Origin of the sequence: Pseudochrobactrum saccharolyticum (genome assembly GCF_008801715.1) — a bacterium.
Classification (GTDB): Bacteria; Pseudomonadota; Alphaproteobacteria; order Rhizobiales; family Rhizobiaceae; genus Pseudochrobactrum; species Pseudochrobactrum saccharolyticum.
Map to the genome: position 1 here is coordinate 261,343 of NZ_VZPG01000002.1, position 23,663 is coordinate 285,005.

21 protein-coding genes are annotated in these 23,663 nt (G+C 51.1%); 14 read left to right on the forward strand and 7 right to left on the reverse strand.

Features of this window, described 5'->3' with window-relative positions; all coding sequences use genetic code 11:
- Window positions 1–111 precede the first annotated feature (111 nt).
- Together alaS and F7P81_RS07790 are read left to right on the forward strand one after the other, a co-directional pair.
- Complete coding sequence (gene alaS, locus F7P81_RS07785; protein WP_151159105.1) at window positions 112–2,772, forward strand: alanine--tRNA ligase; 2,661 nt, start codon at window positions 112–114, stop codon at window positions 2,770–2,772.
- Between the two features lie 129 nt (window positions 2,773–2,901).
- Window positions 2,902–3,648: an SDR family oxidoreductase gene (locus F7P81_RS07790; RefSeq protein WP_151159106.1), complete on the forward strand. Its 747-nt coding sequence runs from the start codon at window positions 2,902–2,904 to the stop codon at window positions 3,646–3,648.
- Between the two features lie 235 nt (window positions 3,649–3,883).
- Here F7P81_RS07790 and F7P81_RS07795 read toward each other — a convergent pair whose 3' ends face one another.
- From F7P81_RS07795 to F7P81_RS07810, 4 genes are all read right to left on the reverse strand, one after another.
- Window positions 3,884–4,363, reverse strand: a complete 480-nt coding sequence (locus tag F7P81_RS07795) for an NUDIX hydrolase (protein ID WP_022711914.1) — start codon at window positions 4,361–4,363, stop codon at window positions 3,884–3,886.
- A gap of 355 nt (window positions 4,364–4,718) precedes the next feature.
- Window positions 4,719–5,216 carry a xanthine phosphoribosyltransferase gene (gpt, locus tag F7P81_RS07800; protein WP_022711913.1) on the reverse strand — a complete coding sequence of 166 codons (498 nt, stop codon included), beginning with the start codon at window positions 5,214–5,216 and terminating at the stop codon, window positions 4,719–4,721.
- Window positions 5,217–5,817: 601 nt separating this feature from the next.
- Window positions 5,818–6,714 carry a universal stress protein gene (locus F7P81_RS07805; RefSeq protein WP_151159107.1) on the reverse strand — a complete coding sequence of 299 codons (897 nt, stop codon included), beginning with the start codon at window positions 6,712–6,714 and terminating at the stop codon, window positions 5,818–5,820.
- A gap of 179 nt (window positions 6,715–6,893) precedes the next feature.
- On the reverse strand, window positions 6,894–7,640 hold the full coding sequence (locus tag F7P81_RS07810) for a competence/damage-inducible protein A (RefSeq protein WP_022711911.1): 747 nt from the start codon (window positions 7,638–7,640) through the stop codon (window positions 6,894–6,896).
- A 276-nt stretch (window positions 7,641–7,916) separates the two neighbouring features.
- Here F7P81_RS07810 and wrbA point away from each other — a divergent pair, with 276 nt between their 5' ends.
- Together wrbA and F7P81_RS07820 are read left to right on the forward strand one after the other, a co-directional pair.
- Window positions 7,917–8,516, forward strand: coding sequence for an NAD(P)H:quinone oxidoreductase type IV (wrbA, locus tag F7P81_RS07815; RefSeq protein WP_022711910.1), 600 nt, complete (start codon window positions 7,917–7,919; stop codon window positions 8,514–8,516).
- 380 nt (window positions 8,517–8,896) lie between these two features.
- Complete coding sequence (locus tag F7P81_RS07820; protein ID WP_022711909.1) at window positions 8,897–9,172, forward strand: HU family DNA-binding protein; 276 nt, start codon at window positions 8,897–8,899, stop codon at window positions 9,170–9,172.
- A 213-nt stretch (window positions 9,173–9,385) separates the two neighbouring features.
- Here the strand turns inward: F7P81_RS07820 and F7P81_RS07825 are convergent, their stop codons facing one another.
- Window positions 9,386–9,691 carry a hypothetical protein gene (locus F7P81_RS07825; protein ID WP_225684799.1) on the reverse strand — a complete coding sequence of 102 codons (306 nt, stop codon included), beginning with the start codon at window positions 9,689–9,691 and terminating at the stop codon, window positions 9,386–9,388.
- A gap of 575 nt (window positions 9,692–10,266) precedes the next feature.
- On the opposite strand from F7P81_RS07825, the gene F7P81_RS07830 reads away from it, so the two are divergent.
- From F7P81_RS07830 to F7P81_RS07845, 4 genes are all read left to right on the forward strand, one after another.
- Window positions 10,267–11,427, forward strand: coding sequence for an efflux RND transporter periplasmic adaptor subunit (locus F7P81_RS07830; RefSeq protein WP_151159108.1), 1,161 nt, complete (start codon window positions 10,267–10,269; stop codon window positions 11,425–11,427).
- A 9-nt stretch (window positions 11,428–11,436) separates the two neighbouring features.
- Window positions 11,437–14,529 (forward strand): efflux RND transporter permease subunit, encoded by a 3,093-nt coding sequence (locus F7P81_RS07835; protein WP_075654984.1) that lies wholly within the window; start codon window positions 11,437–11,439, stop codon window positions 14,527–14,529.
- A 157-nt stretch (window positions 14,530–14,686) separates the two neighbouring features.
- The gene (locus F7P81_RS07840) at window positions 14,687–15,682 is read left to right on the forward strand and encodes an LLM class flavin-dependent oxidoreductase (RefSeq protein WP_151159109.1); all 996 of its coding nucleotides are present in this window, start codon (window positions 14,687–14,689) and stop codon (window positions 15,680–15,682) included.
- A 4-nt stretch (window positions 15,683–15,686) separates the two neighbouring features.
- A complete protein-coding gene (locus tag F7P81_RS07845) occupies window positions 15,687–16,124 on the forward strand; it encodes an OsmC family protein (protein ID WP_151159110.1) in 438 nt (145 codons plus the stop codon).
- A gap of 60 nt (window positions 16,125–16,184) precedes the next feature.
- Here the strand turns inward: F7P81_RS07845 and F7P81_RS07850 are convergent, their stop codons facing one another.
- Both F7P81_RS07850 and F7P81_RS07855 read right to left on the reverse strand, forming a co-directional pair.
- Window positions 16,185–17,216, reverse strand: a complete 1,032-nt coding sequence (locus tag F7P81_RS07850; RefSeq protein WP_151159111.1) for a DmpA family aminopeptidase — start codon at window positions 17,214–17,216, stop codon at window positions 16,185–16,187.
- Between the two features lie 470 nt (window positions 17,217–17,686).
- Entirely contained in the window at window positions 17,687–18,535 is an 849-nt protein-coding gene (locus F7P81_RS07855; RefSeq protein ID WP_151159112.1) for a D-amino-acid transaminase, read from the reverse strand.
- A gap of 501 nt (window positions 18,536–19,036) precedes the next feature.
- Between F7P81_RS07855 and F7P81_RS07860 the strand changes: the two genes are divergently transcribed.
- The 6 genes from F7P81_RS07860 to F7P81_RS07885 all read left to right on the forward strand — a co-directional run bounded on the left by F7P81_RS07860 (window position 19,037) and on the right by F7P81_RS07885 (window position 23,647).
- Complete coding sequence (locus F7P81_RS07860) at window positions 19,037–19,804, forward strand: amino acid ABC transporter ATP-binding protein (protein ID WP_210307614.1); 768 nt, start codon at window positions 19,037–19,039, stop codon at window positions 19,802–19,804.
- Window positions 19,805–20,446, forward strand: coding sequence for an amino acid ABC transporter permease (locus F7P81_RS07865; RefSeq protein ID WP_075654996.1), 642 nt, complete (start codon window positions 19,805–19,807; stop codon window positions 20,444–20,446). It abuts the gene before it with no gap.
- Complete coding sequence (locus F7P81_RS07870) at window positions 20,443–21,105, forward strand: amino acid ABC transporter permease (RefSeq protein ID WP_022711898.1); 663 nt, start codon at window positions 20,443–20,445, stop codon at window positions 21,103–21,105. Before F7P81_RS07865 ends, F7P81_RS07870 begins: the two co-directional genes overlap by 4 nt.
- Window positions 21,106–21,141: 36 nt before the next feature.
- The gene (locus tag F7P81_RS07875; protein WP_022711897.1) at window positions 21,142–21,981 is read left to right on the forward strand and encodes a substrate-binding periplasmic protein; all 840 of its coding nucleotides are present in this window, start codon (window positions 21,142–21,144) and stop codon (window positions 21,979–21,981) included.
- Window positions 21,982–22,039: 58 nt separating this feature from the next.
- Window positions 22,040–23,176, forward strand: a complete 1,137-nt coding sequence (locus F7P81_RS07880) for an aldo/keto reductase (protein WP_151159113.1) — start codon at window positions 22,040–22,042, stop codon at window positions 23,174–23,176.
- A gap of 381 nt (window positions 23,177–23,557) precedes the next feature.
- Entirely contained in the window at window positions 23,558–23,647 is a 90-nt protein-coding gene (locus F7P81_RS07885) for a potassium-transporting ATPase subunit F (RefSeq protein ID WP_022711895.1), read from the forward strand.
- Window positions 23,648–23,663 lie beyond the last annotated feature (16 nt).

Here is a 23,663-nt window from a genome sequence, read left to right on the forward strand (position 1 = left end):
GGTAATTATCTGGCCGGATCAAGCTGTTGCGCAAACCGGATCCCATACTTATTTGAGATATGACAGGCCGTGTTACTACGGTTTAAATCGGGCAGAACCCAAAGGTGAATAATGAGCGGCGTTAACGAGATCAGGTCAACATTCCTCGATTATTTTCGTAAGAATGGCCATGAAGCGGTGGCGTCGAGCCCGCTTGTGCCACGCAATGACCCGACTTTGATGTTCACCAATGCCGGTATGGTTCAGTTCAAGAACGTCTTTACCGGTCTTGAAACGCGCCCTTACAGCCGTGCTGCAACTGCGCAGAAATGCGTGCGCGCCGGTGGTAAACATAATGATCTGGATAATGTCGGCTATACTGCACGCCACCACACATTCTTTGAAATGCTGGGGAATTTCTCCTTCGGCGATTATTTCAAAGAAGAGGCAATTACCTTTGCATGGAATTTGCTCACCAAAGAATTTGGTCTGAACAAAGATAAGCTGCTTGTTACCGTTTATCATACGGATGACGATGCTGCGAATTACTGGAAAAAGATTGCCGGTCTGTCGGATGATCGTATCATTCGTATCGCTACCAATGACAATTTCTGGTCGATGGGTGATACCGGCCCTTGCGGCCCTTGCTCGGAAATCTTCTTCGATCACGGCGACCATATCTGGGGTGGCCCTCCGGGATCAGCTGATGAAGACGGTGACCGTTTTATCGAGATCTGGAATCTCGTTTTCATGCAGTTCGAGCAGATTACAAAAGAAGAGCGCATTGACCTGCCGCGTCCGTCGATCGACACAGGTATGGGGCTGGAGCGTGTTGCTGCTGTCTTGCAGGGCGTGCACGACAATTATGATATTGATCTGTTCAAAGCGCTGATCCGTGCGTCGGAAGAAGCAACCGGCGTGAAAGCTGAAGGCGGACAGCGCGCCAGCCATCGCGTGATCGCCGATCATCTGCGTTCTGCCAGCTTCCTGATTGCCGATGGTGTTTTGCCGTCCAATGAAGGTCGTGGTTATGTGCTGCGCCGTATCATGCGTCGCGCCATGCGTCATGCACAGTTGCTTGGTGCGCGCGATCCGCTGATGTACCGTTTGCTGCCGACACTGGTTCGCGAAATGGGACAGGCTTATCCGGAGCTGGTGCGTGCAGAAGCTCTGATTTCTGAAACGCTGAAGCTTGAAGAAACCCGTTTCCGTAAAACACTGGAACGCGGTCTTGGTCTCCTAAGCGATGCAACAGAGAATATGAGCGAAGGTCAGAGCCTTGATGGTGAGACTGCATTCAAACTCTATGACACCTATGGTTTCCCGCTTGACCTGACGCAGGATGCACTGCGCCAGCGCGGCATTACTGTTGATACCGATGGTTTCAGCGCTGCGATGGAACGCCAGAAGGCTGAAGCCCGTGCTAATTGGTCAGGCTCCGGTGATGCGGCAACGGAAAAAGTCTGGTACTCGGTACGCGATAAAGTCGGCGCGACAGAGTTCCTCGGTTACGATACCGAAAAGGCTGAGGGCGTTGTAACCGCTCTGGTTCGTGATGGTCAGATCATCGACAAAGCTGCACAGGGTGAAACTGTCAGCATTATCGTCAACCAGACACCATTCTATGCGGAATCCGGTGGTCAGCAGGGCGATGCCGGTTTCATCTATGGCGATGGTTTTGTCATTGAAGTGACCGATACGGTGAAAAAAGCTGACGGTGTTTTTGTCCATCAGGCAATAATCCGTGAGGGTAAGCTCGCAACCGGTGATGCCGTTGAGCTGGTGGTTGAACATGACCGCCGCAGCCGCATGCGCTCCAATCACTCGGCAACCCATCTGCTGCACGAAGCTCTGCGCGAAACGCTTGGTGATCACGTGGCGCAGAAGGGTTCTCTCGTTGCTCCTGAACGTCTGCGTTTTGACTTCTCACATCCGAAACCGATCAGCGAAGAAGAGCTGCGCAAGGTTGAGAGCATTGCCAATGAGATCATTCTGCAGAACTCACCGGTAACGACACGCCTGATGGCCGTGGATGATGCAATCGAAGCCGGTGCGATGGCACTGTTCGGTGAGAAATACGGCGATGAAGTCCGCGTGGTTTCCATGGGTACTGCGACACAGGGCGAAAAAGCTGGCAAAACCTATTCTCTGGAACTGTGCGGTGGCACGCATGTCCGTCAGACCGGTGATATTGGTCTGGTACGCATCGTATCGGAAGGCGCGGTTGCAGCCGGTGTTCGCCGTATGGAAGCGCTGACCGGTGAGGCCGCACGTCTTTATCTGGAAGAACAAGATGACCGTGTTAAAGCGATTGCATCTGCTCTGAAGACCACGCCGTCGGAAGCTCTGGATCGTGTGAACAGTTTGATTGATGAACGCCGTAAGCTGGAAAAAGAGCTGACAGAAGCTCGTAAGAAACTGGCTCTCAGCGGCGGTTCTTCCAAATCGGACAATGAAGCGAAGACCATTAATGGTGTTCAGTTCATGGGACGCAGTGTGACCGGTGTTGCACCGAAAGACCTGAAGCCATTGGCGGATGAAGGTAAGAAAGCACTCGGCTCCGGCATTGTTGCTTTCATCGGTGTGAGCGAAGACGGTAAGGCCAGTGCAGTTGTTGCTGTGACGGATGATCTGACATCGCGATTCAGTGCTGTTGATCTGGTACGTGTTGCGTCGGCAGCGCTTGGCGGTCAGGGCGGCGGCGGCCGTGCAGATATGGCGCAGGCTGGTGGTCCTGATGGCAGCAAGGCTGATGAAGCACTGGCAGCGCTTGCTAAAGCCATTGAAGGCTGAGCTTTGAGAAAATGCTGAAATAAGAAAGCCGCCGGAATTTTCCGGCGGCTTTTTGTTTATAAAAGATGTGAAGATGCCGGAGGAGGTATCTTCATCACGAATTTGGGTTGAGGAAACGGGCGGAGAACTATGAGTAAAGTTGTTCTGATTACAGGTGCAAGCCGTGGTATCGGGCGGGCGGCAGCAATTTTGTGCGGTGAAAGAGGCTGGTCGGTCGGGATTAACTATGCCGGAAATCGCGAAGCTGCAGAGCTGACTGCCGAGGATGTGCGCAAAGCAGGCGGACAAGCGATCATCTTACAGGGCGATGTCGCTGTTGAAGCCGATGTCATCGCGATGTTTGACGAGACTGAAAAGCAGTTTGGTCAGCTGGATGGCGTTGTGGTCAATGCCGGTATTGTTGCGCCGTCACAGCAATTGGCTGATATGAGTGCGGAACGGCTGAAACGCATGTTCGACGTGAATGTGCTGGGAGCCTATCTCTGCGCCCGCGAAAGTGCGCGACGCCTGTCTGTTGAGCGGGGCGGCAAGGGCGGTTCGATTGTTCTGGTGTCATCCGTTGCTTCGCGGATTGGCTCGCCGTTTGAATATATTGACTATGCCGGTTCAAAAGCTGCCGTGGATACATTGGCGCTCGGCCTGTCAAAAGAGCTGGGTGCTCAGAAGGTGCGCGTCAATGCTGTGCGCCCGGGTTTGGTGAATACGGATATTCATGCCAGTGGCGGGCAGCCGGACAGAGCACACAGGCTGGGTGTGAATACGCCAATGGGGCGGCCGGGTGAAGCCGTTGAAATTGCCGAAGCAATTGTCTGGCTGTTGAGTGATGCTTCATCTTATACATCCGGTGCGCTGCTGGATGTATCCGGTGGTCGTTGAAGCATAATGCCCCAAGTCGCGCTGTTTTAAGCAGAGGTGAAAATGTGAGGCGTACTCAGCATTGCGCGAAAATCTGTGTCAAAATAAAAGGCGCTGTGTTTGATGCACAGCGCCTTTACAATTTTAGAGTAATTTCCTTAAACTTGGATCAGTTCAAGGTAGCATTATGCTCTGATTTTAAAGTGTTAGAGCGAGTTTTGTGTGCCAAGTCCGGTACACGGCGCTCTACTGAAATTTATTTGCTGTAGATGAAGTCCGGCAGGTTCAGCAGCAGTTTTTTCAATTCCGGTTCATCAACACGCGCTGCAGCTTCTTCAGGGCTGACCCATTCACTGATACGCTGACCGCGCTCCGGCCAGTTCTTCGCCATGCGTTCAAATTCAACGGCATAGACATTAACGGTAAAGCTTGGAATGGCTTCGGCAGGCAGATCATATTTCATATAATCAAACTGACCAACAGGATCAGGATTAACAGAGCCGCGAATGCCCGCTTCCTCAAAAGCCTCACGCAGTGCCATGTCATGCAATGTCTTGCCGGCTTTAGGCCAGCCTTTTGGTGTAATCCAGCGACCGGTGCCGCGACTTGTAATCAACAGAATTTCAGGAGAGGGGCCGGGATTTCGATAGACCAATGCCGCAACCTGCAGAAGGCGTCCTGCAGCTGTTAAAATCCGTTTATCTGTCGCGACAATTCCGCTTCCCTGTATATTCACTGAGTTTATTTACCTTTTTATATATTTTGTTGGCCATTTTGAATATATGGCATTTATTCATATGCTTATTCTGAGATGCATATTATTTATGCAACTCATTATCCTCATCAATATGGTTTTAAATTGTCTGAGGTGTGATCGTCTCAAGAATAAGACGAATTATATTTGTTAAGTTCCGGCGCTTTATCTGTCAGGATATCATGTTGACCACCCATTCCGGTCAGTATGATCTGGCAGCGCTTATTTTTTGTAGTTTACGCAGATAAAAATTTAGCACAGCTGCCGGTTTTATCAGTTGCTCGGAGCCGGCATTGCAGTGTCGCCATCAGAAAAATCTGACGGCGACACAAATCATTTAACCGCGATGGCCTTTGGCAATCGGTTCCTGATAGGTGAAACCCATATCCCAAGGGAAATAAATCCATGTGTCCTGCGAGACTTCGGTGACGAATGTATCAATCAGCGGGCGTCCCTGCGGCTTGGCATAAACAGTCGCAAAATGTGCTTTTGGCATCATATCGCGTACAATTTTTGCGGTCTTGCCGGTGTCGGTGAGGTCATCAATGACCAGAACGCCTTCGCCGCCATTTTCCAGCAGTTTTTCACCGATGGATTTGATAACGCGCAATTCACCCTGTTCACTGTAATCATGATAGGAGGCAATGCAGACGGTCTCGATCATGCGGATGCCAAGCTCACGGCAGATAATGGCTGCCGGTACCAGACCGCCGCGGGTGATAGCGACAATTGCGTGCCAGTCTTTACCCTGTCCGGAAATACGCCATGCGAGTGCGCGGGCATCGCGATGAAATTGGTCCCAGGAAACCGGGAAAGCTTTATCAGGCAAGGACATCGAAATGCTCCGTTTATAAAATAGTCTGACAGATCCGCCGTCTCAGATGAAAGTTGCGGTGGCTCTGTACTATTGTTTCGTTTCAGTATGATTCAAACCGGCAGAGAGTTTGAAAACAGTAAAATATCCGCCGGGAACCGGATTCATTACATCCGCTTCTTATCAGAAATAATGACGGTATTCTGGCAGAGTACAAGACCCTAAATTCGGCACATCATTGCAGATTTACCGTTCTCAGGTGATTTACCGTGATAAACGAAAAAGCACTTTTCTGGCAATATTAACTTTGCCACAACCGCAGATAAATCTGCTGTTGTGTGTGATTTTCATTTGTTTTCGTTTTCTTTCGTTTCTCGTGCCGGATATAGAGCACTTCTGCGCTGGAGCATGTCGCGGAAAAGCGGGTGCTGGTTTTCCGATAGTGACATGCGTAAAAACAAAGAGATAGAGCGAGCGCAGTGAATGCAATTCAACGCAACACGCTCTAGAGCGGTTTACGTCCATGCTGGATCGCAATACTCGCTCTAGATTCTTTAGTTTGTCGCATTATCCTACGCAAAACCGCTTCGCACTTTTGCCGGAAATGCTCTGGAAACAAGGATCAGCGTGAAAACAGTGTCAGACAGGGCATATTCGCCAAAAATGAGCGTGTGACACCGCCAAAGATCAGCTCTTTCAAGCGCGACTGGCTGTAAGCCCCCATAATCAGCACATCAATTTCATTGGCTTCGACATAGGCGCGCAGACGATCCTGAACGGTTTGCCCTTCGGAAGGGATCAGATCAATTCTGGCTGAGATATCGTGGCGCTGATAGGCCTGCTGCAATCTGACCGCGATTTCCGGTGCTTCGCGCGGCGCGTCAGGGTCGCGGTGTGGGGCAGGGATAACCGTTGTTGCTGCTTCTTCACTCTCGGGTTTTGGTGCGTTGACCCAGACAATGCGCACGGTTGCGCAATGGCGTGCCAGCGGCAAAGCATCGAAAGCAGCGCTGGACGCTTCATATTTTCCGTTAAAAGCGATAGCGAGCTGACGGATGCTGCGGGGCGGATGGAAATTATACGGCACAATAAGTGTCGGGGTTTTGGTATTATATACGAGTTGATCCAGAGGGGTGATCTGTGTGTCCGGATCATCCGGATCGGCCTGTCCGGCAAGGATGAGATCTGCAGCCATGCCGAATTCATTGATGGTCTGGCTCGCATTGTCGCTTTCGGAGCGGACGATCAGGAATTCAGACGTTGTGGCATAGCGGGCAATCTGTTCCTGAAAGAGGTGGGCAACAGCCTCGGCATTTTTCTGATGATGCCGAAGATGCCCTTCATAAAAACTGGCATCTATAAAGCCGCTTGCATCAGAATAAATAACCGGTGTCGGAATAACATAGAGGCCGGTTACATGCATGGGCTCCCCGTCTTGCGCGAGCAGCGCAAGAGCCCTGTATATTCTCTGCAATTCCTGTGTGCTGCGGATATAGGCGATGACGGTACGATAGGACATGGATAACACTCCGTATTCGTTACGCGTGAAAGCTGCGCAAATTCAGATGATTTTATTTCTCGGCATCAATCCCCCTTTTATAGCGGGGGATCAGTCATAATCTGCTGTCCGTTTCCTCAATAATACCTGACGTGTATTATAACGTATTTTATGGCGGTGATAAACGCAAATGCTTGCAATTATTGCTGAATATCTGCCAGCATTTTCTCAACGGCTGCGGCTGCTGCGGCGAGTTTTTCCTCATCGCGTGCACGCACAACCAGCTCTGTCGAAAACTTGCCGTTCTCGAATTTCGGATAAGAGCCGATGATTGTTTCAGGATGGGTTTCCTGAACTTCACGCAGAGGAATGCCGATCACACCCTCGCCAAACGGGCAGATAATTGTGCGGGAATGAAAGCGGCTGCCGGTACGCAAAGTGGGCAGAATATTCTCGACCATTGCCTGAAAAACGGAAGGCACACCGGCCATCACATAGACATTGGCAATAATGAAACCGGGGGCAACAGAAACCGGATTGTCAATATGCTGTGCGCCTTGCGGCATTCGCGCCATGCGCTGGCGCGACGGCGTGAATTCCATGTCTCTGGATTTATAATGAGCAGCCAGCAATGCCATGGCTTTTTCATCATAAATACAAGGCAGGCTGAAAGCGGCAGATACGGCATCCGCAGTGATATCGTCATGGGTCGGGCCGATACCGCCGGACGTAAACAGATAGTCATATGCTTCGCTCAATTCAAGCACTGCCTTAACAATGGCCGGCTGATCGTCGGCGACAATACGAACTTCGGTCAGATCAATACCGGCATCATAAAGACGGTCGGCCATATAGCCGATATTTTTATCTTTGGTACGGCCGGAGAGCAGTTCGTCGCCGATTGCCAGCATTGCCGCACGGATAATCACGGGTTGTTTATTCGTCATGGGAGACTCCATTTACAACCAGAACATGACCGGACTGGGCACCGATCGTCAAGGGATCCTGATGTGCTGATTTACGATCCGCATTGTTTCATAAAGCGGAAGCATTGCTGTGTTAACGGCCGGTTATTGTCCTGAATGTTGAACAGTGCGTCCTGTAAGTCGCGACTGGTGCATTTCAATTTCTGTATTAAATAGAATGCATGGATATCAATGTGGTTGTCGGTTTTGTCTCAGAACAGCATCGGCAGACCTGATTAAAACGGAGAATTTTCGAATATGGCTAAGGTTCTGGTACTTTATTATTCCGCTTATGGTCACATGGAACAGATGGCGAAAGCCGCTGCAGAAGGTGCGCGCGAAGCCGGTGCTCAGGTGGATATTAAACGCGTTGCAGAACTGGTGCCTGCTGAAGTTGCCAAGGCTTCCGGCTTCAAGCTGGATCAGGAAGCAGAAGTTGCAACACCTGCAGATCTCGAAAATTACGATGCGATCATCGTTGGCGTTTCTTCGCGCTTTGGCACCATGTCCTCGCAGATGAAAAACTTCTTTGACCAGACCGGCGGTCTGTGGGCCAAAGGCGCATTGGTGAACAAAATCGGTTCCGTTATGGCTTCGTCTGCAACACAGCATGGCGGTCAGGAACTGGCGCTGATCTCCACCCAGTGGCAGCTGCAGCATCACGGTATGATCATTGTTCCGCTGTCTTATGCCTATCAGGGTCAGCTTGGTAATGATGTTGTTCGCGGTGGTGCACCTTATGGTATGACAACCACTGCCGATGGTGACGGCTCCCGTCAGCCTTCCGAGCAGGAACTCGAAGGTGCACGTTTCCAGGGCAAGCGCGTAGCTGAAATCGCCGCTAAAGTTCACGGCTGATTATAGAGCAGGGCAGGAATGTCCTCGCGGATAATCTGAAAAAGCGGCTCCGGCCGCTTTTTTTATTGCGTGTTCACGGCCGGAAACTTGCGTGAAAAATGACCGGTAAACAGGTGAATTCTGGCCTGTCAGCGACAGAATCCCTTAGCAGTCTGCAGATTCGCAATGTCGGCATTTCGTGCCTTGGATCGTGTAAAATTGGGAACCTCTTGGTGCTACAGAGGGCAAAATGCCGGTTTTCAGGGGTTATTTCTGTGTTTAACCCTGCTTTTGCGGGGTCGAAAAGGAAAACTCTGCTTGGTTCAGCTGTTTCTTTGAATAAACTTCGCCAATCCGGCTGAGTCGTAACCAGCGGAAAAAAACACGAAAGGAATTACCTCATGAACAAGAATGAACTGGTTGCTGCCGTTGCAGAAAAATCAGGTCTCACCAAGACCGATGCTGCTTCAGCCGTTGACGCTGTGCTTGAATCCGTCACCGGTGCATTGAAGGACGGCGGCGAAGTTCGTCTGCCAGGTTTTGGTATTTTCTCCGTCTCCCATCGCGCAGCTTCCACAGGCCGTAATCCTTCGACCGGCAAGGAAGTTGAAATTGCTGCGCGCAACGTACCAAAATTCTCGGCTGGTAAAGGCCTGAAAGACGCTGTTAACAGCTAATCAGTCTGTGACGAGGGCAGGGGAAATTCAGATTATTCCTGCTCTGCCAGAGATCTGCGGAAACGGCATTGCTGTGATTTTAAACAAGAGCAGCAAGTGCCGGTAATTTCCGGCCGATCTGAATTGATATAAAAAAGCCGCGAAGACTGTCTGGTCTCTGCGGCTTTTATTTTATGCAGGAATATATGTGGCCCGAATTTTGAGCGGCGCTTGTTATTTATTGCTCGGCGGATTGTTGCCGATATCCATGATGATCGAGCCGCTGATTTTCACTCTGGTCTTGCCGACCATAAAACTGCCGTCCGGATTGCTCTGAAGATAGGTTTCATCCGGTTCTGCCTGCGGCGGTGTCACAATGGGTTTGGCAGGTTTAACACCGGGCAGGGAGTAGACAGGTTCGGGAGTTTCCTGCGTTGCCTTTACCGGTGCGCGCATGTCCTGAGCCGAGGCGGGCAAGGTCAGCAGCAGGGCTGCCCCTGTCATGAATGCGGATAATGTTGCCGTTTGTCGTTTTCTCATGGGAAAGCATTGTCCGTTTGTTACAGGCTGAGATGAATTTGGCATAATAGCTGTCTTCATAATCAGCAATGAATCATGGCATAATATAGTGCAGGAAAACAATTCCCGTAGTGCACAGCCGCCGGATCGCGCCGGCGGAATGGTTAAAATTCATAACAATTTCGTGAGTAATGCCGGAAGATGCGCGGCCGATAATATAAGGTGTAAAAATCCGGTTTTTAGTCTAAGCTTCAAAGAATTGATGTGAAAACGGCAAAAATTATATTGATCGGAGATAAATTTACCGTTTGCAGACAAAATCTTGCGCCGAAATTGGGCAAATCCTGACATTTCTGATCCGCATTTTCCTTCTTGTGAATGCGTTGAGCCGGAAACGGGTTTACCAACCGGCCTGATATGAGCCGGTAATTTCGTTGCCGGACAATGCTGATGACCATAGCGTGACCAAGCATGAGTTGACAATTTTCAGCTTAACGTACAGTTATCGCACCCTATTTAATAAAAACGTGTGTCCAGCCATGCCGATTGGACATTCTTCGTTCTGTATCCATTCTGCGGCAGGAGTGCCACATAAGATGATTAAGCGTTTCATCATCGCGATTATATTGCTTGTTCTGGTATGCGGAGGGCTGATCGGGTTTAACCTGTTCCGTGCGCAGGCCATTAAGGACTTCTTTGCAAATATGAAGCAGCCGTCACAGGCCGTTTCAACCCTTGAGGTCAAACCGGGCCAGTGGCTGCCCGGCGTTGAAGCAATCGGTTCCGCCCGTGCTGAAGACGGTGTCAACCTGACTTTCCAGATCGACGGTATTGTCAAAGAAATCCTCTTCAAGCCTAACCAGCACGTCAAAAAAGGCGATCTTCTGGTGCAGCTGGATGATGAAATCCAGAAAGCTGATCTCGCAGCAAGCAAGGCTGAAGCCGAACTGAGCGAGCAGAATTACAAGCGCGCGCAGACATTGCGCACACAGGGCGTCGGCGCTGTATCCAATGTTGATACAACCGCTGCGGCTTTGTCTTCCGCAAAGGCAAATGTTGCCAAGGCACAGGCAACAGTTGATCTGAAGCGTCTTATTGCACCTTTCTCCGGTGTGATCGGTATTTCCCGTGTGGATATCGGCCAGTTCATGGCACCCGGCAATGTTGTGGCAACATTGCAGAATGTTGACACGATGCGTGTGGACTTCACCGTACCGGAGCAGGAACTGAAGAACCTGTCGATCGGTCAGGAAGTTCAGATCGGTGCATCCGCTGCAGATTATGCTTTCAAAGGCAAAATCATCGGTATTGACCCGAAAATCGACCCTGCAAGCCGTCTGGTTTCCATTCAGGCACAGGTTGATAATTCTGAAAAATCACTGGTACCGGGTCAGTTCGTACAGGTTCGTGTTGTTCTGCCGGAAGAAAACAATGTGATTGTTCTGCCGCTGACCAGTGTCGTGACCAGCCTTTATGGTGACTATGTTTTCACTGTGGTGAAAAAAGAAGCTGCGAAAACCGATGCCGCTCAGGCAGCAGATGCGCCAAAGACAGATGCAGCAGCAACAGCTGATGATCTGATCCTGCATCAGGTGTTTGTGAAGCTTGGCCGCCGTACCGGTAATAATGTTGAAGTTCTGAGCGGCGTTAAGGAAGGCGATATTGTCGTGACTTCCGGCCAGAACCGCCTGAGCAACGGGATGGGTGCGCATATTGACAATAAGGTCAATCCTGCTGATGCCCAGAAGAAACCATAAGGTCGAGAGATGAGCTTTTCTGATAGTTTTATACGCAGGCCGGTTCTTTCGATTGTTGTTGCGCTGATGATTATCCTGCTTGGTTTGCAGGGGATTTTTAATCTGTCAGTGCGGCAGTATCCGGAAGTGGACGAAACGGTTATCACCGTTACGACCGCCTATGCCGGTGCCAGCGCGGAGCTCATTCAGGGCTTCATCACCGCGCCTATTGCGAAAGCAGTGGCGACGACTGAAAATGTTGACTATGTGACTTCCAAAAGTAGCCAGTCACTCAGCACTGTTACGGTTCAGATGAAGCTCGGGGCTAATCCCGATGCGGCGCTGACAGAGGTTATCTCCAAGGTCAATCAGGTTCGCGGCGATCTGCCGAGTGAATCGGAAGATCCGGTCATCTCCAAAGGTACCGGTCAGTCCTTTGCGACCATGTATCTCGCCGTTCAGAACCCGAATATGACCAATGAGCAGATCACGGAATATATTGACCGCGTGATCCGTCCGCGCATGTCCACCATTGAAGGTGTGGCCGATGCACAGATCCTCGGCGGTCAGGAATATTCCATGCGCGTATGGGTTGATCCTATCCGTATGGCTGCCCGTAATGTGACAGCTTCGGAAGTGCTGGCTGCGATTAAAGCATCCAACTTCCTGTCGGCACCGGGTAAGACAAAGAACGAATATTTCGCAACTGCGATTACCCTGCGTTCCACTTTGCAGACGCCTGAGGCTTTTGCGGAGATGCCTATCCGTGCGGAAGGTTCCGATATTATCCGTATGCGCGATGTTGCCAATGTTGAACTGGCCGCAAAGAGCACGGATACTGTTGTGACATTCAACGGTTCCAGCGGTACATTTATCGGTGTGTTCCCGACGCCTTCGGCTAACCCGATTGACATGGCAACAGCCGTGAACAAGGAACTGCCGAGCATTCAGGACAGCCTGCCGCAGGGCATGAACATCATTCTGGTTTATGATGCGACCGAGCAGATTTCTTCTTCGATTGTTGAGGTTTTCAAGACAATTGCAGAAGCGATGATTATCGTTGTTATCGTGATCCTGCTGTTCCTTGGCTCGTTCCGTTCGGTTCTGATCCCGATTGTTACCATTCCGATCTCGCTGATCGGTGTGTGTTTCTTCCTGTTCATTCTCGGATTCTCGATCAATCTTCTGTCCTTGCTGGCGATGGTTCTTGCCATCGGTCTGGTGGTGGATGACGCGATCGTGGTGCTTGAGAATATTCACCGCCATATTGAAGAAGGTCTGACACCGATCCATGCATCCTTTGTGGGCATGAAGGAAATTACCTCTTCCATCGTGGCGATGACGATTACACTGGCTGCGGTGTTTGCACCGCTCGGCTTTACCGGTGGTTTGACCGGTTCGCTGTTCCGTGAATTTGCGTTCACACTTGCCGGTGCGGTTATTCTGTCCGGTGTGGCGGCGCTGACCATCTCTCCGATGATGTGTTCGCGCATGCTGAAACATGGTGAAGCCAGCCGCTTTGCCCAGTTTGTAGACCGTTTGTTCACTCGTTTTGAAAACGGCTATGAACGCTGGGTTTCCGGTTCTCTGAACTATCGTCCGATCACCATGCTGGTCGTTGTGTCTCTGGTTGGTGTTATGGGCTTCCTGTTCGTGAACACCTCATCGGAACTGGCTCCTGAAGAAGATTCCGGTGCGTTGTTCTCGATGTTCAGCGGCCCTAAATATGCGACATCAGACTATACCAAGCTTTATGCAGACCAGATCGATGAACTGACAAAAGATCTGCCTGAACTGAAAGCCCGTTTTAACATTGTCGGTTTCGGCAGTGCGACAAATGAAGGTATTGCTCTGTGGGCATTGAAAGACTGGTCGCAGCGTGACCGTTCGCAGAAGCAGATTCAGGAAGACCTGACCAAGCGTATTAAAGATGTGACCGGCGTACAGGCCTTCATCTTTGCTCCGCCGTCGCTGCCGGGTACCGGTGGTGGTCTGCCGATTTCGATCGCGATCCAGTCGACAGGTTCGTCGGATCAGGTTTTCGAAATCTCTGAGGAAATCAAGAATGAAGCGCAGGCTTCGGGACAGTTCATCATTGTTCAGAACTCCCTGTCGTTCAATTCTCCGCAGACAACAATTGAAGTTGACCGTGAACGTGCATCCGCAATGGGTGTGACTGTCAGCGAAATCGGTGCGACCCTCGGTCTGATGACCGGTGGTGGTAAGGTTGCCCAGTTCGACCGTGATAATAACAGCTATGATATTATCATGCAGGTGCCGGATGAGTATCGCCGCAATCCGTCCAAGCTCGGTGAATTCTATGTTCGCAGTGCTTCGGGTGAGATGGTGCCGCTGTCTGCCGTGGTGAAGATTGTAAATCAGGCTTCCCCGACTGCAATTGAACAGTTCAACCAGCTGAACTCCTCAACGATTTCGGCTCTGCCGCTGCCAGGTGTTACAACCGGTGACGGTCTGAAAACGATCCTTGATATTGCCAATGCCAAGCTGCCGGAAGGCTTCTTCATTGACTATTCGGGTCAGTCGCGTCTGGAAATCGAGCAGGGTAATACAATCCTGATCGCCTTTTCGCTCGCTGTTATCGTGATTTATCTGGTGCTGGCTGCACAGTTCGAAAGCTTCCGCGATCCGTTCATTATTATGATGACCGTTCCGCTGTCGATTTTCGGTGCGATTGTGCCGCTGAACCTTGGTCTCGGTACGCTGAATATCTATACGCAGGTTGGTCTGATTACCCTTGTGGGGTTGATTACCAAGCATGGTATTCTGATGGTGGAATTCGCCAATCAGCAGCGCCATGAACACGGACTGAGCCGTCACGATGCGATTATCGCTTCGGCTAAAACCCGTCTGCGTCCGATCCTGATGACAACTGCAGCTATGGCGCTTGGCGTTGTGCCGCTGATGATGGCAACCGGTGCCGGTGCGGCAGCGCGTTACTCCATGGGTCTGGTGATCTTCACCGGTCTGATGGTCGGTACAATGTTCACCCTGTTTGTGGTGCCGATGTTCTACACGCTGATCTCTGCGAAGACCGTTAAACCTCTGGTTTCGGTTCCGACAGAGGAAGAACTGAAGGCGGAAGTGCAGTCTGCCCATCACTGATGTGACAGAATATGAAACTAAAAAAGGCCGGTCTTTATGACCGGCCTTTTTATTTTGAAGATATTGCTTCCGGATTTATTCAAAGAAAAATACAAAATTATTCACTCTGGTGATTTGAGGCTCTGGTATTGTGTAGTCGTTACTATATATATGATCCATGACCAAATTTTCCGTTCTTGATCTCGCGCCGATCACACTCGGCAGCACCGCAGCACAAGCCATGCAGAACAGCGTTGAGCTTGCACAACATACCGAGAAACTCGGCTTCCAGCGTTACTGGCTGGCCGAGCATCATAATATGCCGGGCATTGCCAGTGCGGCGACAGCTGTGCTGATCGGCCATGTGGCCGGTGCCACAAAATCCATCCGTGTCGGGGCAGGCGGTATTATGCTGCCGAACCATTCGCCACTGGTGATTGCTGAGCAATTCGGCACCTTGGCCTCGCTTTACCCAAACCGTATTGATTTAGGCTTAGGGCGTGCACCGGGCACGGATCAGGTGACATCCTATGCCTTGCGGCGCAATTCCAGCTCGGATGCGCAGTCCTTTCCGCAGGATGTGGTGGAGCTGCTGGGCTATTTCGGCGAGCCGACTACAGAACAGCGTGTGCGTGCTTATCCGGGGTCGGGCCTGAATGTGCCGGTCTGGATTCTCGGCTCCAGCCTGTTCGGGGCACAGCTGGCGGCTATGCTTGGTCTGCCTTATGCTTTCGCTTCCCACTTTGCTCCGGGTGATCTGGATGATGCGATTGCGCTTTACCGCCATCGGTTTGAGCCGTCGCAATATCTCGATAAACCTTATGTGATGGCCGGATTTAACGTCTTTGCAGCCGATACGGATGCGGAAGCCCGTTTGCTGTTCACTTCCATCCAGCAGGCTTTTGTGAATTTGCGCACCGGTAATGCAGGGCAGTTGCCGCCGCCGGTAGAAGGCTATGAAGAAAATCTCGATCCGCGCTTTGTTCCGATCATCAAAGCTGCGCTTGCCTGCTCCGCTGTGGGCAATAAAGAAACGATACGCCAGCAGATTGATGCTTTTGTTGCCCGTACTGATGTTGACGAACTGATGATTACAGCGCAAATTTTTGACCATCAGGCGCGCCTGCATTCATTTGAATTGCTGGCGGAAGCAGTCGGACTAAAACCGGAATAAGAGCATGGTTGAATTGGCAGTACGTACCAGGGAAACAGGCGCAGTAGCGACATTACAAGGGCAGGGACAGGGGCAGGAGAAGCCGCTGATCCGCTCGCTGACCGGTGGGGAACTGACACTGGAAAATACGGTTTCCGGTGCGGGTTTCAATGCGATTGATCTGCTTTATGCGTCTCTCTCGGCCTGTCTGGTGATGAGTGCACGTATAGCCGCGCGCAAGCTCGGTTTGATTGAGCGTATCAGCAGCTATGAGGTCAAAGTCAGCGGTGAGAAGACGGAGCATGAGCCATATCGCATCACGCGGTTCAATGTGCAGTTTCTGATTGCCGGTGAACTGTCTGATGATGAGCGCCATGAACTGGCAGAAGCGGCTGAAGCCATGTGTACAGTCAGCAATACACTGAAGGCCAATGCTGATGTGGCTTTCACGGTCTCTGCATAAATAAAAAAAGCCTGCCGCGATTATCACGGCAGGCTTTTTGTTCGAGCTAAATATTAGCGATTAGCTGTTGAGCTTCAGCCAGTCTGCCAGTGATTTTCGGCTGTTACCGTCACGGCCGGTAAAGCTCTCTGCAGCGCACATGGAATTGAGGATGGCTTCCTGCGTGGATTCTGTTGCTGCACGGAACAACTGGTCAATCTTGTCTTCATTCAGCGCCTGCATGGTCACCAGATCGGACTTCTGGTCGTGATCAATAGTGTTGCCGGTGGTGAAGCCGATAACAATATCCCCGCTGCCATGACCCCAGAATGCACCAAGGCGTGCGATACCCGCACCGCAGCGGCGAATGACGCGCTGTAACTGGCGGTGCTCCAGCGGAATATCGGTTGCCATAATCATCATGATCGAGCCTTTTTCCGGTTGATCGGGGAAATCCGGTGTCGGATGACGGCCATCCGGCAGCGTCAGATCGCCTTTGCGACCGAAATTGGAAAGCACCAAAGTGCCCAGATGATAGTCTTTGCCATCCAGTTTGATGCGGCGGGATGAAGTGCCGATACCGCCTTTAAAGCCGAAACAGGTCATACCGGTGCCGGCACCGACATTGCCCTGTGCAACTGCACCGGTGGTTGCAGTATCGAGTGCCGCATAAGCGTGCTCTTCGGTAACGGCCATAGCCTGAATATCATTGAGCGGGCCGTCATTGCATTCGCCGACAACCGCATTAACGGTTGAGGTGGTGCGGCCGATATCGCTGTTCGCAGCAATAGCGCGTTTGATAAGTGCATTCACGCAGGTGCCGGTGCTGAGCGTATTGGTCAGCAGGATCGGCGTTTCCAGTGAGCCAAGCTCGTTGACCTGCACAAGACCGGCGCTTTTGCCAAAGCCATTGATGGATTCTGATGCTGCCAGAACCTTCTTGCGGAACATATTGCCGTCATGGGGCACAATCGCGGTAACACCGGTATTGATATTGCCTTCACGGATGGTGGTGTGGCCGACTTTTACGCCCGGAACATCGGTAATGGCATTATGCGCACCGGTCGGCATGATGCCGCAAACAATACCGAAATCGCGTGCTGAAGCAGACATAGGATACTCCTGTTAAAGCATTTCCAACAAAAATGCGAAGCGGTTTGCGTCGGATAATGCGTGAAAACAAAGATTTAGAGCGGTTAAAAATCCATCTTAAATGCAACGGCTCTAAATCCGTAGAGGCATGCGGTAAGAAACAGATCGCAGATAAAGAATGACAGCCCGACCGGTTTCCGGAGGGGCTGTCAGGGCATTATCATCAGGCATTAAAAAGAAACGTAGTATCACTTCTGCGGCGATACTGTCGTTTCAGTGTGGTGCTAATGCCCGACATATGATCAGTGCCAAGGAAATTAAACGGTCTTTTCCGGGGGAGGCCCAAAAGATCAGAACCGTTTACGGGGCGCTTGCGATCATGACGGTATCCGGCCAGAATTACGAAATTATGGCCGGATGAATTTAGTTTTATCGAAAATTAAGCCGACAGTTTTTAGAAACACAGTTTTCAAAGAAAACCGGTTCCGTTTTTAAACTGCTTTAGCAATCTCGATATATTTTTCCTGCAGGCTGCGGGTAATTGCACCCGGCTTGCCGTCTGCAATGACTGTGCCTGCAATTTTCACAACAGGGGTCACAAAACCGGAAGCACTGGTCTGGAAGGCTTCTTTCGCTTTGAAGGCTTCTTCAAGCGTAAAGCGGCGTTCTTCAATCTTCAGGCTCTGTTCTTCAGCAATTTTAAGCATGGCCAGACGTGTGCAGCCCGGCAGAATTGCATTGGAATTCGGGCGCACAATCAGTGAGCCTTCTGCGGTGATGATGAATGCACTGGAGGACGCACCTTCAGTAATATAGCCGTCTTCCTGCATCCATGCGTCCTGACAACCATGCGCGGTTGCTTCCTGCTTGGCAAGTACCTGAGCCAGCAACATCACAGTTTTAATGTCGCGGCGCTGCCAGCGGATATCATCCACAACGTGAATGGCAATACCGTTCTGCTGGGAGGCGGAACCGATCAGCTTTTTCACCTGTGTGAAAGCAACCAGTGTCGGTTTCATATCCGCGCTGTAAACGAAGTCACGATCCGCAGCACCGCGGGTGATCTGCATATAGACCACACCTTCAGTGAGATTGTTGCGCTTGATCAGCTCTTTTTGCATAGTGATGATGTCTTCGTCGCTCATCGGCGCCGGTACATCAATCATCTTCAAAGAACGGCCGAGACGCGCCATATGGGCATCATTGTCAACGAGCTTGCCATCGATAACTGCACTGACTTCATAAATCCCGTCTGCGAATACGAAACCGCGGTCAAAGACCGAAATCTTGGCTTCTTCTTCAGGGACATAGGCACCGTTTACATATACAATTCGGCTCACAACGCATTCCTTGGCGTTAAAATTTTATGGGAATCTGCTGAAACTGAAGCTATGAAAAAAAATCCGGCAGAGCCAATGCTTTGTTTTTTGGTTGTTATGCAAGATTTGCATATTCTGCATGACAGATATTCTGTCTGTGATAATGCGACATAAAATGCCGGAAAAGCGTGTTTCGGGGCGCAAAAAGAGCAATAACTTTTAATAGCGGTCAAGTCATAACCACGGGTTATCGGAACCGCTATTTTTTATGCTCTCGCTGGCACGGCCAGTTTGCCTAAGCTGATAAGCATAAGAGGAACTATGCCGGTTACAGGCTCTCAGCCTGTCCGGTTTATAAATATGTATGACGGGCTTTGTTTTATAACAATAAAAACAGAAACAAGCCGGACGGCATAAAGCGTCGGTCTGCAATCAGATAAAAGAACGCTGTGATCCGTCGAAATATCCTGTGCCGGTTGTGCAATGTTGCGGACAGGCATGGAGAATGCATAAGGGGAGAAACTGCGGGTGAAAACCAGTCAGAAAACGGTTATCCGGCTTGAAAAACTGCAAAAGCATTATGGCGCGCATATTGTTCTCAAAGAGATCGATCTGACTGTGACCTCCGGTGAGGTGCTGGCGATTATCGGGCCGTCCGGTTCGGGCAAAAGCACATTGCTGCGCTGCATCAATTATATTGAGCCGCCGGATGCCGGTATTGTCACGGTTGGTGATGTGACCCTGCAGGCCGAGAAAAAAGCCTCTGCCAAACAATTGCATGATCTGCGCCATTCGATCGGCATGGTGTTCCAGTCGTTTAATCTGTTCCCGCATATGAGTGTGCTGCGCAATGTCAGTCTGGCACAGGAGCGTGTGCTTGGCCGCTCGAAGAAAGAGGCCGATGAGCGCTCGATGGATCTGCTGGAGAAAGTCGGTCTTGCTGACAAAGCGCAGCAATATCCGATGCGCTGTTCCGGTGGCCAGCAGCAGCGGATTGCTATCGCCCGCGCTCTGGCACTTGATCCGAAAGTGATGTTGTTTGACGAGCCGACCTCGGCGCTTGATCCCGAGCTGGGGTTGGAAGTGCTGAGTGTCATGCGCAGGCTGGCTGACAGCGGCATGACCATGATTGTTGTGACCCATGAGATGGGCTTTGCCGAGAACGTCTCTGACACAGTGATGGTAATGGCCGACGGTAATGTGATTGAAAGCGGGCCCAGCCGCGAAGTGATGCGCAATCCGCAGACGGAGCGGGCGCAGCGTTTCCTCAAAGCGGTGAATGAGCGTTAAATGCTGGCAGATTTCTCCTATATCATTCGCGGATTGCCCTGGACTGTTGCACTCACGGTCTCGGCTCTGGCTGTCGGTACGATACTCGGACTGATCCTGATGCTGATGCGGCGTTCCAAGTTCTGGCCGCTGCGCCTGCTGGCAACCGCCTATATCAATCTGGTTCGCGGTATCCCGCCTCTGGTGTGGCTGTTTGTGATCTTTTTCGGTCTTGGCACCGGTTACATAACAATCAATCCGTTTATGGCGGCGCTGACCGGTTTTGGCATGATTGCCGGAGCCAATATGGCGGAGATTTTTCGCGGCGGCATGATGGCTGTCCATCACGGGCAGTTTGAAGCTGCAGAAGCGCTTAATCTCAGCCGTTATCATGCTTTCAAGGATGTGGTGGCACCGCAGATGCTGCGCGTATCGCTGCCATCTGCTGCCAGTTATGCGATTGGCCTGCTTAAAGACAGTGCGATTGCCTCAGCCATTGGCGTGACAGAACTGGCCTATCAGGGCAGCCAGCTGTCACAGATGACCTTCCGCGGCCTTGAGGTATTTGCCGTGGTGGCTTTGCTTTACATTCTTCTCAGCCTGCCGGTTGCATGGCTGTCACGGACTGCGGATATCTATCTGCGGGCAAAGGTGGCGCGATGATTGATTTTCCGATTGATGATGTCATTTCATGGATGCCGGAATTGCTCGACGGTCTGGCTCTGAGTGTCAAAGTCACACTGGCCAGTCTGGCGATTGGCATTCCTTTTGGCTTGCTACTGGCGCTGGGTGTGCAGGCAAAGTCGAAATTCACGCGCGGGCTGTGTCTGGTGATTGTTGAAATCGGGCGCGGTGCTCCGGCTCTGATCCTGCTGCAATTCATCTATTTCGGATTGCCGAGTGCCGGTATCACGATGACGTCGATTGTGGCAGCGATTGCGGCGCTGAGCTGGAATACCGGCGCCTATACAAGCGAGATTATCCGTGCAGGGCTTGAATCCGTGCCTGCCGGGCAGAAAGAAGCGGTGATGGCTTTGAATATGAGCCGGATTGACGGTTTGCGCTATGTGATCCTGCCACAGGGATTGCGTGTGGCTGTACCGGCTTTGCTCGGTTTTTCGATCCTGATTTTTCAGGCAACATCTCTGTGTTTCACCATTGCCATGCCGGAACTGATCAGCCGTGCCTATGAAATCGGTTCGACGACTTTCCTGTATTTTCCGGCTCTGCTGGCGGCAGGTATTCTCTATGCAATGATCTGCATTCCGGCATCTATGCTGGTAAGCTGGGTTGAAAAACGTGCGGGACGTTTCTCGCGGTAAATATAACAATAAACATAAACAATATGGGGTAGTGATATGAAATTAATGGGAAAAATGATCGTCGCAGCATCGGTTCTTGCCGGTGCGACAGCACTGGTTGCAGTGCAGGCCAATGCACAGAGCTGCACACCGAAAAACAGTTTTAAAACTGTTGAAGAGGGTGTGCTGACCATCGCTGTTACCACTTATGCGCCTTATTCCTATCTCTCACCGGAAGGCGAAGCCAAAGGCGTTGACGGCGATATTGCCAATAAGATCGCCGAGATGGAATGTCTGAAGGTTAAGGCTGTGGCCGTGGATACCGCTGCCGGTATTCAATATGTGCTGTCAGGCAAGGCCGATATCACCACCGGTGACTGGTATCGTACGGCAGAACGCGCCAAGGTGATGAACCTGTCGTGGCCGCTCTATAATGACCAGATGGGTATTTATACCAAGGAAGGTTTTGAAGAGGTCAAGGATATTGAGGGGAAAAGCGTTGGCACCGTGCAGGGCTATCTCTGGGTTGCTGACCTGAAGAAGCTGCTCGGCAGCAATCTCAAACTCTATCCGAATTCCGTGAGCATGCAGCAGGATCTGGCTGCCGGACGTATTGCTGTTGGCATTGACGGTTATTCTACCGGTGTTGTCGCCAAGAAGGCCGGAGCCATGCCGGATATTGAAGTGAAGGTTGCCAAGAGTGATGATCGTGTGAAAGCCACGACTGAGGCCGGACAGGGCAGCTTCCCATATTCCAAGAAAAATCCGGAACTTGGTGCGGCGCTTGATGCCAATATCAAGGCACTGCATGAAGATGGTACAATCAAATCTATTCTGACTGCCAATGGCATGGAAGCTTCAGCCGGTGATGTCGGCGAGCCACGTCTGATTGACTAAAAATAATAAAAGACCGGATTAATTTTAGTCCGGTCTCTCTTTTGCAGAAAGAAAGCTCATGGCGCTGGATCATTATTATACGCTTGGTCGCTCAGGTTTGCGGGTTAGCCGGATGGCGCTCGGCACCATGACTTTCGGTAATGCAGCTATTCGCGGGATCAGCGGCAGCTGGGGCAGCGCCGATGAGATATCAGGCGCGATATTTGATCATTATACCGATATGGGCGGCAATTTTATTGATACTGCCAATTCCTATGGTGCAGGTGCCAGTGAAAGCCTGATCGGGCAATTTATGCGCGAGAAAGGTAATCGTGAACGGCTGGTGCTGGCGACGAAATACAGCAACAGTCTTGAACCCGGCAATCCCAATGCAGGCGGTAACAGCCGCAAGGCCATGATGCGGGCGGTTGAAGATTCCCTGCGCCGTTTGGGAACGGATTATATCGACCTCTATATGGTGCATACATGGGATCGCATAACGCCAGCGGAAGAGGTGGTGCGCACGCTGGATGATCTGGTGCGAGCAGGAAAAATTCGTTACGGCGGACTGTCTGATGTGCCCGCATGGTATGCGGCTCGGGCGCAGACATGGGCGGAGTGCCATGCGCTGACACCTCTGATCAGTCTGCAATTGCCATATTCACTTGCCGAGCGGAATATTGAGCAGGAATTTGTGCCGCTAGCGCAGAATATGGGCTTGGGCATTACTGTCTGGAGCCCGTTATCCATGGGGCTGCTTTCAGGGAAATACCGCGTTGAGGGTGATCGCTGGGCAGGAGAAGGTCGCTTGACTACTGATGCATCCGGCAAAGGCATGGGGTTGTTTACTGCACGCAATCACGCCATTCTCTCGGCCTTGCAGGATGTGGCAGCAGAGCTTGAGCGTCCGATGGCACAGGTGGCTTTGAGCTGGGTGCTGAATCGCCCGTCTGTTGCATCACTGATTATCGGTGCGAGTAAACTGGCACAGTTGCAGGATAATATTGCGGCCTTTGAATTGCAGATGCCTGCGGAACTGAGCGCAAGACTGGATGCCGCAAGTGCTCTGCCTTCACCGCAGCCTTATGCTTTGTTTGATGCGGATTATCAGGCGGGGGTGCTGAATACCGGTACATCGGTTGGCGATAAACCTGCCTCTTATGCACCGCCGCAATGGATGTCGAAGGTGGATGATTTCACCTATGGCAAGGGTTGATTTTTATTTTACGGAGAGCGGTATATATTGCCGCTTTTATTAAATTTATACCTTAAGAAATTTATATAAAATCATGAATTGTAATAATTAATGATGTTTCATTTTCTTTACGTGGTGCGCAAAATAATCGCGTTTTATATATGAGATTTTTATATCTCTCCTTCTTTCCCTCTCTCGAACCACTATGCGTTTTGGCGCCATAGTTCCGCCTGATTTCGGCTCGTCGCGCTTAGTGCTGCTGCCGAAAGTGGCCGCTGCACTTGCACCGGCTGAAATTCAGGAGTTCGAAAAATGGATGTCATCATGATTGTCGCAGGCGCCGGATTTATCGGCCTGTCTTATTTCTATGCCCTTGTTTGCGACCGGCTGTGAGGGCGCGTCATGTGGTTTGATTATGTTCTCGGCGGCTCGGTAGCCGCATTGCTCAGCCTCTATCTGCTTTACGCACTGGCACGACCTGAGCGCTTCTAACACTTTGTTTTGTCGC